We start from the raw sequence: 12616 nt of genomic DNA, 5'->3' as shown, positions 1-12616 counted from the left end.
ATGGACGATTATGCACCATCATGCAAGCCCATTCATAAGGCGCATCGGTGCGCCGACCCTCCCCGAGCGGCCTGTCCGGTCGTACGGTGGTGGCGAGCGGCGCTCCCGCTGCACGCCCCGCCGGACCGCCGTCCCCACGATCACGGAGGAGGCCCTCGTTGACCACGCCCGACCCGAACGACTGGAACGCGAACATCATCGCCGAATTCCGCGCCAACGAGGGACGCGTGGGTGGCCCGTTCGAGGGAGCCCCTCTCGTGCTGCTGCATCACCGGGGGCGCAGGTCGGGGCGCGAGCTGGTGAATCCGACGATGTACCTGCCGGACGCGACCGACCCGGACAGGATCTATGTCTTCGCGACGAAAGGCGGCGCACCCACCCATCCCCCGACTGGTACCTCAACCTCGTCGCCGCCGACACGGCACGGGTCGAGCGCGGCACCGAGACCTACGCCGTGTCGGTCAGCGAGGTGACGGGCGACGAACGGGACCGCATCTACACCGAACAGGCCCGCCGGTATCCGGGATTCGCCACGTACGCCGAACAGACGGCAGGAGTCCGCACGATTCCCGTCGTCGCCCTCACCCGCCTACCCGGCTGACGGCGTCGTCGGCGTACCCCGGCCTGCGCACCGGGTGTCACGCCGGGCCGGAACCCACCGATCGGGTGCCGGCCCGGCGCGTCCGGTCCCGCCCGGTCAGACCGTGCCCGCGGGTGCGGATTCCGCGGGAGCCGCATCGCCGTTCGACTCCGGAGATCGCCGCGGCACGGTGAACGTCGCCACCACACAGACGATCGCGATCGCGAAGCAGCCGATCGTGTACCAGAGGCTGCCGATCGGATCGCCGTTCCCGGTGGTGCCGTCGACGGCGCCGAACCAGTCGGGCAGCGCGCTGATCCACAGCAGCGCCATCACCCCCAGATACACGAGGGCGTACCGCTGGACGAAGGCGTTCCGGTACCCGGGCGCATCCGACGGTTCCTGCCGCAGGTGCGACCACTGCCGCACCAGGACGACGACCGCGACGACCGCGAGCACGGCCAACTCCGCGGCGTAGAGGAAGCCGCGGACCGTGTCGCTCCCCATGCCGAAGACGGTCGCCGGGAGGGGCAGCACGAACACCCCGACCGAGGCGGCGAGACCGATCACCACGGTGCGCCACACCAGCTGCAGGCCGGAGAAGTGTCGGCCCGCGTCGACGTGCCTGCCGACGAAGAACTGGACGCACAGCGCCAGCGACATCGGCCACAGCGCCGCGAAGACCACGACACTCGGGAGCGGAACCGAATCGAAGAAGGGCAGGTTGACCTTGTTGTCGAGCGTCCACTCCCACCACCGCAACTGCGGGCCGAGCTGGTCGAAGATCTCGTAGAACGCGTGATGGACGAAGCCGACGCACACCGCGCCGAGGAACACGCCGTAGCGCCGGAACACGCCGAGCATCCGGACGATCTCGAACGCCAGCGTCGCCATCAGCGGGTAGATCGCGACGATGTACAGCGGAAGGCGACCCCACAGGAAGTCCACGGTGAACACGTTGTGCGCGAACATCGTGCCCAGGTACTCCTCGGTACCGAAGATGGCCGGGAAGTAGATCGGCGGCTCGATCACGAACAGGAACGCGGTGGCACCGAACCACAGCACCAGGTTGGTGGGATCCCCGTGCCTGCGCAGCCGCAGGATCGCGTGGACGAGCGCGAGCACCGCCCCGAGGACGATGGTGAACTCGAGGACCGGCAACGTCCAGTTCTCCAGCGCGAACGGGTTCCGGACCTCGACGAGCCCACCGGCCTCCTCACACGAGAAGCCCAGGCGCGTCGCGAGATCCGAGAAGGTGGGCGAACAGTGGTCCGACATCAGTTCGCCCCCGCGGCGACCGGCTCGGCGGCGTTCCCGGGCTGCTGATCGGCGGTGTACCAGCGGGTGCAGTCGTAGCCCGCGTCGTAGCGGGTGAACCACTCGTCGGCGAGGACGGGCAGCTTCTCGTGTTCGGGCTTGTGCCCGGGCATCTGGCTGCGGACGGCGCCGGACAGGGCGGTGAGCTGCTCACCGATCGGCAGGCCGTCGAACGCGCGCGGCATCGGCCCCTTGGTCAGGTACGGCGCGAAGGCGGTGAGCACCTTCTGCTTGGCCCGGTGCCTGGCGAACATCGACATCGAGTCGACCTTCCGCTCGGACAGTGGAACGTGCTGGTTGAAGCCCGCACACGCGATCCGGATCGACTTCATCACGTGGGCGAAGATCGACGGCGCCATGCGCATCCGGTAGAGCTCGTTGCCGACGACGGAGTTGTAGATGATCAGCGCCGAACTGCGGTGCTCGACCTCCTCGACGAAGTGCCAGAGGAACAGGGACGCGACCCGGTCGTCGCCGGGCCGGAACAGCGTGGCCTCGTTGTCGAGCATCAGCTTGAACACCGGGGTGAAGGTGGCCTCCAGGTCGGCGGTGTACGCGAGCCGGTAGTTGATCGAGGTCCGCTCGGTGAGGAGGTCGAACTCGCCGATGACCGCGTCGAGTGTGTTCTGCAGGCCCGGGTACCGCCGGATCAGCGCGTTCACGTGCTGGCGGTGGGCGGTCGAGTGGTGGCCCTCCTGACGCATGAACGCGGTGGCCTCCGCCGCGACCTCGGGATCGGTGATCTGCGATTTCATCTGGAGGATCAGCTTCACGATCATCTTCTCGAAGCCGATCGCCAGGAACGAGACCGCGTTGGACATGCTCGACCAGGCGGGATTCTCGGGGTTCCACAGGAAGGGGACGTCGTGGTCCTCGAATCCGAAGTCCATCTTTCGGGGTTGAAGGTCGGTCACTGTTCGGTACCTCGGATCTCGGAAGTGGGCTGCGGTGCGACACCGGGACGGGGAGAGACCATACAGACATCCACCACTGTGTATGGTCGTATTGTCCGACACGGCATCGACCACGGTGCGGCCGGACCCTGCCGTGATAGCGTCGGGCCGCCTTATCCGGATCGTCCGCGGGTTCGCCGCGTGCCAGGTATGGCTCGAGCCGAGGAAGCGGGTAGTGGCGCGAAGACGCGGTTGGGGCGGCAGCCCACCGGACAGCGACGAGGAGGCGTCCCGTCGAATCGTGTCGGCGGCAGTCGAACTCATCAACCGGAATGGTGCGGCGATCAGCATCGCCGACGTCGCGGAATCGCTCGGCGTCATCCGGCAGACGGTGTACCGGTACTTCCCCAACACCGACGCCCTCCTGCGGGCGGCGGCCATCGCCGCCGTCGGCGGATTCCTCGACCGCCTGACGCACCACCTGACCGGAATCTCGGACCCCCGGGAAGCGGTCGTCGAGGCCGTGATCTACACGCTCAACGAAGCGCCCCGCACCCCGCACCTGGGAATCATGCTGTCCGGTTCGCATTCGCACACCGAGGGCATCACGTCCGGTGAAGCCCTCGACTTCGGAATGACGATGATCCGACGATTCGACGTCGACTGGGACCGGCACGGATACGACGAGCCGGCGCTGCGCGAACTTGTCGAATACCAACTGCGGACGATGCAGTCGTTCTTCATCTCGCCCGGCGACCCGCCACGGAGCGACGACGAACTCCGGCACTACCTGCACCGCTGGATGGGCACTGCGATCGGCGCCCAACCGCGTCACCCCGCCCGCTGATCCCGGCACTCCGGTTCACGGGGCCGCGGGTGTCGCCGGCGCGCACCGCGCCGTCGACGTCCCGACGGTCACCGGCCCTCGACGCACCCGCCGTCTCATGCCACGAAGGCCACCCAGTAGAAGATCCAGCTGGTCACCGCGGTCAACGTCATTCCGATCGCCGCGACCGGCGCCCACCGCCGATGCCACGCGCTGTGGGCACCCGGATGCGGTGGCGCACCGAAATTACGTGCCGCGCGGACGATCACCACCGGCCAGAGCACCACCGAGAACACGGCGAACACCAGGTGGACGGTGAGCGCCGTCCACACCGCGGTCGAGGCGGCGCCGCCCACGACACCCGCGGCGCGATCCTCCCACCCGTTGAAGCGCACGTCCGTTTCGAACAGCACGACGGCCGCGAGCAACCCGACCGCGAGCAGGATCTGGGCCCACTTGTGCCGACCGAACTTTCGCTTCGACCTGACCTGATGGACACTCCATCCGAGTACGACCACGACCAGCGCCATCACGAGCACCATCGCGTCCATCGCCCACGACGCCCTCGTACCGAGGAAGCCGTCGACTCCAGGGAAGTCGTTCATCTCCGCGCCTGCCACCCTCTGCGGAGCCATTTTCCCGACACCATGTCGGGAACATCCGCCGGACGGAGACAGTAGCAGCGGCACCGACGGCGCCCCCGGGGCGGTGTGCTGATCTCCGCGGTGTTCGCAGCGCCCGTGCCCGCTCGGCGGCTCACCGGACCGGTGACAGGCGGGCGCCGCGGAGCCGCCCGTGTCGGGCAGCGGACTCGGCGACGTCGACCGGGGCATCGGCCTCCACCCGAGGGGCCGACGGACATCGACCGAACCGGGATCCGCCCCTGCGGACGGAGCCGGCCCGGTCGAACAACCTGCGACCCGGGTGGCAATCCCCGATGACGCGACGCGCGGCCGTGTGCGGGTCGGTTCTCGGACACGAGACCCGTCGACTCCCCGGCGCGGCGGCGTGCCACGTCAGCGGTCGGGCCCACCCCCGGGGCCTCGTCGTCCGTTCGCGACCGGGCCGCGACGAGGGAGCTCCGGCGACGTCCTGTCGGCTACGAACTCGATCGCTTGCGCCGCCCGGCCGCGGACAGGTTCAGCGCGACCGCCTCGTGGACGAGCGCCGTCAATGCCGCTTCGTCGATCTCGTCACCCTCGTGAAAGTCGATGGCACGCCGGATGTTTCCCTCGAGGCTGGAGTTGAACAACGCGGACGGGTCGGACAGCGAGGCACCCTTCGCGAAGGTCACCTTCACGATCTTCTTGTAGGTCTCCCCGGTGCAGATCATTCCGGCGTGCGACCACACCGGAACTCCCCGCCACTTCCACTCCTCGACCACGTCGGGGTCGGCCTGTGTGATCAGCGCTCGGACCCGCGCGAGCATCTCACCCCGCCAGTCACCGAGCTCCTCGATCCTCTCGTCGATCAGCCGGGACGGAGAGTCCACGTCCTTCGGGCCGCTGTTCGTCATGACTGTCGATCGCTCCCTTCGACTTCCGGGCCACTCGCGCGTCACCCGAGTATCCCCGCCGACCGGCTCGATCGCAGCGCGACGCGCCCTCGCCGGTCCCGCTACAGCACCGACTCCCGCAGGACGTGCTTGGTGAGCTTTCCGGACGGGTTGCGCGGCAGCTCGTCGACGAGCACCAGCTCGCGCGGGATCTTGTAGCGGGCGAGCTTGTCCGACAGGTACGACCGGAGTTCGTCCAGCTCGATGTGCGCGCCGGGGGCGGCGGCGATCACCGCGACGACCGTCTCGCCCCACTCGGGATGCGGGCGGCCGATGACCGCGACGTCGACGACGTCCTGCCGGGGCCGGATCGCCTCCTCGACCTCCTGCGAGTAGACGTTCTCGCCGCCGGTGATGATGACGTCCTTGGTGCGATCGACGATGTAGATGTAGCCGTCGTCGTCGAGCCGGGCCACGTCGCCGCTGCGGTACCACCGTCCCTCGAACACCTCGTTCGTGGCCTGCTCGTTGTCGAGGTAGCCGACCATCCGGGTGTCGCCGGCGAGCCAGATCTCGCCGGTCTCCCCCGGTCCGGCGTCGGCGCCGTCGGCACGCACCACGCGCAGGTCGACGCCGGGCATGCCGCAGCGGCCGATCGACCCGGCCTTGGCGATCTGCTCGTGCGGGTAGAGGGCGGTGCCGGTCGGCCCCATCTCGCTCATCCCGTACACCTGGTAGAAGCTCTGGGACCGGTAGGCCTGTTGCAACTGCCGCGCCACCTCGGCGCCGATCGGGGCGCCGCCGTACGTCCAGCGCCGCACGCTCGACAAGTCGAAGCTCGCGAGGTCGACGCCGGCCGCCTTCGCCGCCTGCAGCGGCGCCAGGTACGCGATCGGAGCCCCGAAGAACGCCGTGATCCGCTGCGCCGGAATGATTTTCAGGAACTCGAGCGGATGGTACTCACGCATCAGCACGACGGTGCCGCCGAGGAACATCGTAGTGACGAACCAGACGTTGAGCGGAGCCGCGTGCCAGATCGGCATCGCGATCAGCACCCGTTCGTCGCGGTCGAGACCGAGGGTGGTCGCGATGTACGGCGCGACCGTGGTGATCGAGCGGTGCGTGTGCAGGCATCCCTTCGGCGCGCTGGTGGTGCCCGACGTGTAGAGCACCTGCGCGATCTCCGTCTCGTCGACCTCGACTCCGACCCACTCGTCGGCGCGGTCGACGAGGCCGTCGAAGTCACGGTCGGCGAGGCCCGCCGCGCCGCCGAGTTCGGTCAGCAGCCAGTCGACCTGCGGCGCACCGGCTTCCGCGTTCGCCCGCAGGTCCGCGGACACGACGCCCACCTTCGCTCCGCAGTGTCCGAGGGTGTACTCGATCTCCGGAGGGGCGAGCTTGTGGTTGACCGGAACCAGCGTGGCACCGGCCCGCCAGGCACCGAACGCGGCGATCGCGAATCCCGGGGTGTTGTACGTCATCACCGCCACCCGATCGCCGCGCCGGACACCGCGGGCCCGCAGCACCTCGGCGGCCCGCTTCGACGCCGCGAGCAGCTCCGTGTAGGTGATCCGATCGTCCCCGTGGACCAGCGCGTCCTTGTCCGGGTTCTTGCGCGCCGTGCTCTCCAGCATCGTGGTCAGGTTCATGAGGTCTCCTCGGGGTGGTGCGCGTCCGATGGCCGAGACGGCGCCGGGCGTTGCCGTCGGCGGGGATTCGTTCTACAGTCGGCTCGCAAGGATTGAATCATGATTCATAACTTTGGGGAAGGGTCCCACCCGATGGCGTACCGACCGACCGACAAGACACGCGCCGCCCAGGCGCAGCGTCGGGCCGCGCTTCTCACCGAGGCCACCGCCCTGGTCGCGGACGGCGGGTTCGCCGCGGCAACCGTCAAGGCGATCGCCGAGAAATGCCAGGTCAGCGTCGGTTCGGTGTACTCGTACTTCGACGGCAGCGCCGAACTGTTGGCCGCGGTGTTCCGGGCCGGCGCGGACCAGGAGCTGGCCGCGGTACGCGCGGCCGTCGAGGCCGCCCAGACCCCGACGGAACGGTTGCGCGCACTGGTCGAGACGTTCGCGCTGCGCGCCGTCCGCGGGCGTCGGATGGCCTGGGCGCTGCTGTTCGAACCGGTCGATCCGCGCATCGACGCCGAACGGCTGACGTACCGCGCGGCCTACCACGACCTGACGACCGAGATCCTGCGCGAGGGCATCGCGTCCGGAGACTTTCCGCCACAGCACCTCGAGGTAGCCGCGACGGCCCTGATCGGTGCGATCAGCGAATCCCTGACCGGCAGCCTGTCCCCCACCCGTGCCGGCGCGGGCAGCGCCGACGACACCGAGCTCGTCGACGCGATCCTGCGGTTCTGCTTCCACGGCATCGGCTGCACCGACCGATCCGGCGTCACCGCCACACCGACCGAAGGAACACCCTCATGACGACCGTCGCACCCACCGGATTCCGCACCCACGAGGTGTTCAACCAGGCGCCGCCCCGCATCGACGTCAACGAGTACACCGCGAACGCCCCGCTCGTCGAGGGTGTCGCGCACTACGACGCCGGGTGGGCGCAACCGGAACTGACCGCGGTCGGCGAGCTCGTCGGCACCGAGTCGTTCCAGCACGACGCCGAACTCGCCAACACGATCACGCCGGAGTTCCACTCGCACGACAAGTACGGCAACCGGATCGACGAGGTCGAGTTCCATCCCGCCTACCACCGGATCATCGGCGCGGCGGTGCAGCACGGCGCGCACACGTCGGCGTGGGCGGATCCGAAGCCGGGCGCGAACGTCGCCCGCGCGGCCTCGTTCATGATGTTCGCCCAGATCGAGCCCGGCCACTCGTGCCCGATCTCGATGACGCACTCCGTGGTTCCGGCCCTGGAGTTCGCTCCCGAGCTCGCCGACCTGTGGCTGCCGCGCCTCTACGCCCGCGGCTACGACGGCCGCCTGATCGCACCCGCGCAGAAGCCGGGCGTGCTGTTCGGCATGGCGATGACCGAGAAGCAGGGCGGCTCGGACGTGCGGGCCAACACCACACGCGCCGTGGCGAACTCGGACGGCACGTGGTCCCTGACCGGACACAAGTGGTTCTGCTCGGCGCCGATGTCGGACGGCTTCCTGATCCTCGCGCAGACCCAGGAGCGGAGCCTGCGGAGCGACCCGAATGCGCAGCCCGGCCTGTCCTGCTTTTTGGTGCCGCGGGTTCTCGAGGACGGCACGCGCAACGTCTTCCGGATCCAGCGGTTGAAGGACAAGCTCGGCAACAAGTCCAACGCGTCCTCGGAGATCGAACTCGACGGCACGATCGGCCATCTCGTCGGCGAGCCGGGCCGCGGCGTCCGCACGATCATCGAGATGGTCTCGCGAACGCGCCTCGACTGCGTGTACGGCTCGACCGCCGGCATGCGGCAGGCCGTCGCGGAGGCGCTGTGGCACGTGCGGCACCGGGCCGCGTTCGGGGCGACGCTGATCGACCAGCCGGCGATGACGGCGGTCGCCGCGGACCTCGCGCTCGAGTCGGAGGCCGCGACCGCGACGGCGCTGCGGCTGGCCCGCGCCCACGACGCGGATGCCGACGACACCGAGAAGGCGTTCCGGCGGCTGGCGACCGCGGTCGCGAAGTACTGGATCTGCAAGCGCGGACCGCACCACGCGTACGAGGCGCTCGAGTGCCTCGGCGGCAACGGCTACACCGAGGCGTTCCCGCTCGCCCGCCGCTACCGGGAGCAGCCGGTGATGGCCGTGTGGGAGGGCTCGGGCAACGTCATCGCACTCGACGTGCTGCGCGCGATGACCCGGGAACCGGAATCCGTGCAGGCGTTCGACGCCGAACTCGCCAAGGCTCGCGGCGCGTCCGCCCTGTTCGACGCGCACCAGGACCGCATGCGGGTCGTGCTGGCCGAACTCGCGACGCTCGACCAGCAGCAGGCCCAACTTCGGGCGCGCTCGGTGGCTTCGTCGATGGCCCTCGGCCTGCAGGCGTCGCTGCTGCTGCGCACCGCCCCGACCGCCGTCGCCGAAGCGTTCCTGACCGCCCGACTCGGTGCGGACCGGGACCTCGAGTACGGCTCACTGCCCGCCGGCACCGACTTCGCCGCGATCCTCGGGCGGCACTGATCCTCGGGCGGCACCGACCCTCGACCGTTCCTGACGGTCCATTCGGTCGTTCCGACCGACCGAATGGGCCGGTCCGGAAACGGGACGGCGCAGTCAGGCCGTGTGATCGCGGCGAACCGCGGGCTTCGACGAGGGGTACCCCGTGGGCTTGCGCTGCAGGAAGTCCTGCTTGATCGAGACGGCGAACAACATCGACACACCGATCACCACGACCGCGATCGCGGCGATCACGACGACGTACCCGAACACGACCCCGATGTCCTCCATGGCCACACCTCCCGTGTAGGTCCGTCCACGGTACGACGCGACCACCGCGCACGCAGCGCGACACGGCGTGGCGCGACGACGATCAGTCGTGACGGAGGGAGCGCCGGATCTCCGCGAGCCGGTCCTGCGCCGCCTTCTCCCGCGCGGCGTACTGCTCCTGCAGGGTGCGACCGGACTCGGAGGCGTCGTCCAGTTCGGTGGCGCCGTCCGCGGTCCCCGCACGGATCTCGATCTTCTCCCGCACCGCATCGAAGGTCGGCACCCCGGTGCCGGTGTAGCCGGTCGCACCCGACACGCTGCCGGGATCCGGCACGGCCGCGGCGTCGGCGGCCGGCACCGCAACGGCTCCCGGGGCGCCGGCGGGCGGCGCGACCGGAGCCGGGAACACCTGGATGTCGAGGGCAGCGGCCCGCACCGCCGCCAACGCGGGCCGCGCCGTGGTCACCGCGGCGACGACCGCTCGCACCTCGTCGTCGGTGAGGGCGGTCATGCTGTCGACGATCGACTGGGTATCGGTCATGACACCTCGCTCGGGTCGCTCCCGTTCCAGGCTAGCCCGGGCGCACGACGGCCGTCCCCCGAACAGGGCGGACGGCCGTCGACGGAGGGTCAGGCGCGCAGCTGGGCCCCGACCGCCGCGCCCGCCGCCGCCACCGCGGCGTCCCGAGCGGCGCTGGCCTCGTCCTCGGTGAGAGTCCGATCCGCGGCCCGGAAACGCAGCGCGAACGCGAGGGACTTGCGGCCGGTACCGACCTGCTCGCCGGTGAACACGTCGAACAGCCGGATGTCCTCGAGCAGCTCGCCGCCGCCGGCACGCAGCGCCGACTCGACCGCGGCCGCGGGTACGGACTCCTCCACCACGACCGCGACGTCCTGCAGCACCGCCGGGAACGGCGAAACTCGGGGCGCCGGAAGCGATTCCACGATCGGCAGCGCATCGAGGTCCAGCTCTACCGCACAGGTCCGGGCGGGCAGCCCGGCGCGCTCGAGGACCGCGGGGTGCAGCTCACCGGCATGGCCGACGACGACGCCGTCGACGAGCAGCTCGGCGCACCGCCCCGGATGCCAGGGCAGGTACTGCACGGCGCGGCGCTCCAGCACGACCCCCGCGGCGGCGGCGATGGTCTCGGCGGCCGCGAACGCGTCGGCGGCGTCGACGGCCCGGCCCGGCCCCCACGGTCCACTCGGTTCCCGCAGCCCGGTCAGCACCGCGCCGACGTGCAGCGGCTGCGCCGGCAGCGACCGCAGCAGGTCAGCGACCTGCTCGTCGGTGGGCCGCCGATCCACCGGCAGCGCCTCGACCGGCTTGGTGTCCGGACCCGGCCGGACGACCTGCGCGACGCCGAACAGCGCGAGGTCACGCTGACCGCGGGAGGTGTTGCGGGACAAGATCTCCAGCAGGCCGGGCAGCAGCGTGGTCGCCAGTTCGGGGCGGTCGGATTCGAGCGGGTTGAGCACCTTCGTCGTGACGCGCCGCGGATCGTCGGCGGCCAGGCCCCAGGTGTCGAACACCGCGGCAGGCAGGAACACCGTCGGCAGCACCTCGACGTAGCCGTCGAACGCGAGGGCCTTGCCGACCGCGCGGCGGCGCCGCTGCGGTGCGGTCAGGCCGCGACCGGCGGGAGCGGCGGGCAGCACCGACGGAATCTGCTCGAGGCCCTCCAGCCGCAACACCTCCTCGACCAGGTCGGCGGGCTGCTCGAGGTCGGGACGCCACGTCGGCGGGGTGACGACCAGGTGGCCGGCGCCGTCCCCGTCGGGTGCCACGTCGACGGTGCAGCCGATCTGGGTGAGCCGGCGTGCCGCGGTGCCGTCCGGGTAGGTGACGCCCGCAACCCGACTCGGCAGGTCGAGGTCCATGCTGATCGCGGTGGGCGCGGCGACGGCGCCGACGTCGGTGAGCACGGGCTCGACGTGGCCGCCGGTGATCTCCGCGAGCAGTCCGGCCGCGCGGTCGAGCACCGCGGCCGACAGGGCCGGGTCGACGATCCGCTCGTACCGCTTGGACGCCTCGGAGATCAGCTTGTGCCGCCGCGAGGTGCGGAAGACCGAGAGCGGGTTCCAGATCGCGGCCTCGAGCAGGACCTCGGTGGTGTCCTGGCCGACCTCGGTGCTGGCGCCGCCCATCACACCGGCGAGGGAGATGACGCCGCTGTCGTCGCAGATCACGACGTCCTCGGCGTCGAGGGTCCGCTCCACCCCGTCGAGCGTGGTCAGCTTCTCGTCGGCGACGGCGCGGCGGACCACGAGACCGCCGGCGAGCTTGGCGGCGTCGAACGCGTGCAGCGGGTGCCCGAGCTCGAGCATCACGTAGTTGGTGACGTCGACGGCCGGGGAGATCGGCCGCACACCCGAGAGCAGCAGGCGACGCTGCATCCACCACGGCGTCACCGCGGCCGGGTTGACGCCGGTGACCTTCCGCAGCGCGAAGCGGGTGCACCCGGACTCCGGCCGGACGTCCAGCGGCCAGGCGTCCCCGGACGCCTCGTACGGCACGGTGACGGCGGGGTCGACGAACTCGAGGTCGAAACCGTTGGCCAGCTCGCGGGTCAGGCCACGCACCGAGAAGCAGTAGCCACGGTCCGGGGTGATGTTCAGTTCGATGATCGTGTCGCCGAGGCCGAGCAGTTCGTTCGCGTCGGTGCCCGGTTCGGCGGTGCCCGGCTCGAGCACCAGGATGCCGGAGTGGTCCTTGCCGACCCCGAGTTCGGCGACCGAACAGATCATGCCGTCCGACACCTGGCCGTAGGTTTTGCGGGCGGCGATGCGGAAGTCGCCGGGCAGGACCGCGCCGGGGAGCGCCGCAACCACCAGGTCACCCTCGGCGAAGTTGCGTGCGCCGCAGACGATTCCGCGAGGCTGCTCCTCTCCGACGTCGACCTGGCAGAACCGGATCGGCTTCTTGAACTCGGTCAGTTCGGTGATCTGCAGCACCCGGCCGACGACCAGCGGGCCGGGCACGGTGTGCAGCGGATCGACCTCCTCGACCTCCAGGCCCACCCGCACGAAGCCGGCGTCCAGTTCCTCGGGGGTCACCTGCCAGCCGGGGGTTGCCCGCTGCAGGATCTCGGTCAGCCACGATTGCGCTACTCGCACGTCTACTCAGCTCTCTCGT

The 12616-nt window shown here is 70.2% G+C and carries 11 protein-coding genes and 1 pseudogene; 4 read left to right on the top strand and 8 right to left on the bottom strand.

The features are described from left to right. Nucleotides 1-158: 158 nt before the first annotated feature. Nucleotides 159-601: pseudogene (locus tag ABD951_RS28685) on the top strand (nitroreductase/quinone reductase family protein). A gap of 96 nt (nucleotides 602-697) precedes the next feature. Here ABD951_RS28685 and ABD951_RS14450 read toward each other — a convergent pair. Continuing rightward, nucleotides 698-1858 carry a hypothetical protein gene (locus ABD951_RS14450; RefSeq protein WP_345345912.1) on the bottom strand — a complete coding sequence of 387 codons (1161 nt, stop codon included), beginning with the start codon at nucleotides 1856-1858 and terminating at the stop codon, nucleotides 698-700. Continuing rightward, nucleotides 1858-2811, bottom strand: a complete 954-nt coding sequence (locus ABD951_RS14445; RefSeq protein WP_345345911.1) for a metal-dependent hydrolase — start codon at nucleotides 2809-2811, stop codon at nucleotides 1858-1860. Before ABD951_RS14445 ends, ABD951_RS14450 begins: the two co-directional genes overlap by 1 nt. Before the next feature lie 214 nt (nucleotides 2812-3025). On the opposite strand from ABD951_RS14445, the gene ABD951_RS14440 reads away from it, so the two are divergent. Beyond that, entirely contained in the window at nucleotides 3026-3637 is a 612-nt protein-coding gene (locus tag ABD951_RS14440; RefSeq protein WP_345345909.1) for a TetR/AcrR family transcriptional regulator, read from the top strand. Between the two features lie 95 nt (nucleotides 3638-3732). Here ABD951_RS14440 and ABD951_RS14435 read toward each other — a convergent pair whose 3' ends face one another. The 3 genes from ABD951_RS14435 to ABD951_RS14425 form a co-directional block, all read right to left on the bottom strand. Further along, nucleotides 3733-4251: a DUF420 domain-containing protein gene (locus ABD951_RS14435; protein WP_345345907.1), complete on the bottom strand. Its 519-nt coding sequence runs from the start codon at nucleotides 4249-4251 to the stop codon at nucleotides 3733-3735. 464 nt (nucleotides 4252-4715) lie between these two features. Continuing rightward, nucleotides 4716-5132 carry a DUF1801 domain-containing protein gene (locus tag ABD951_RS14430; RefSeq protein ID WP_345345904.1) on the bottom strand — a complete coding sequence of 139 codons (417 nt, stop codon included), beginning with the start codon at nucleotides 5130-5132 and terminating at the stop codon, nucleotides 4716-4718. Nucleotides 5133-5233: 101 nt separating this feature from the next. Then, on the bottom strand, nucleotides 5234-6760 hold the full coding sequence (locus ABD951_RS14425) for a class I adenylate-forming enzyme family protein (protein WP_345345902.1): 1527 nt from the start codon (nucleotides 6758-6760) through the stop codon (nucleotides 5234-5236). 132 nt (nucleotides 6761-6892) lie between these two features. On the opposite strand from ABD951_RS14425, the gene ABD951_RS14420 reads away from it, so the two are divergent. Both ABD951_RS14420 and ABD951_RS14415 read left to right on the top strand, forming a co-directional pair. Next, the gene (locus ABD951_RS14420) at nucleotides 6893-7552 is read left to right on the top strand and encodes a TetR/AcrR family transcriptional regulator (protein WP_345345900.1); all 660 of its coding nucleotides are present in this window, start codon (nucleotides 6893-6895) and stop codon (nucleotides 7550-7552) included. Beyond that, entirely contained in the window at nucleotides 7549-9234 is a 1686-nt protein-coding gene (locus tag ABD951_RS14415; protein ID WP_345345898.1) for an acyl-CoA dehydrogenase family protein, read from the top strand. The genes ABD951_RS14420 and ABD951_RS14415 overlap by 4 nt, the downstream gene beginning before the upstream one ends. Before the next feature lie 93 nt (nucleotides 9235-9327). On the opposite strand, the gene ABD951_RS14410 is transcribed toward ABD951_RS14415, so the two are convergent. From ABD951_RS14410 to pheT, 3 genes are all read right to left on the bottom strand, one after another. After that, on the bottom strand, nucleotides 9328-9501 hold the full coding sequence (locus ABD951_RS14410) for an adenylate cyclase (protein ID WP_345345896.1): 174 nt from the start codon (nucleotides 9499-9501) through the stop codon (nucleotides 9328-9330). Nucleotides 9502-9583: 82 nt separating this feature from the next. Then, entirely contained in the window at nucleotides 9584-10021 is a 438-nt protein-coding gene (locus ABD951_RS14405) for a hypothetical protein (RefSeq protein ID WP_345345895.1), read from the bottom strand. An 89-nt stretch (nucleotides 10022-10110) separates the two neighbouring features. Next, nucleotides 10111-12597 carry a phenylalanine--tRNA ligase subunit beta gene (pheT, locus tag ABD951_RS14400; RefSeq protein WP_345345893.1) on the bottom strand — a complete coding sequence of 829 codons (2487 nt, stop codon included), beginning with the start codon at nucleotides 12595-12597 and terminating at the stop codon, nucleotides 10111-10113. Nucleotides 12598-12616 lie beyond the last annotated feature (19 nt).

This window comes from Rhodococcus olei, assembly GCF_039540555.1.
Lineage (GTDB): Bacteria > Actinomycetota > Actinomycetes > Mycobacteriales > Mycobacteriaceae > Rhodococcus_G > Rhodococcus_G olei.
This window is presented reverse-complemented; position numbering and strand designations above follow the sequence as displayed.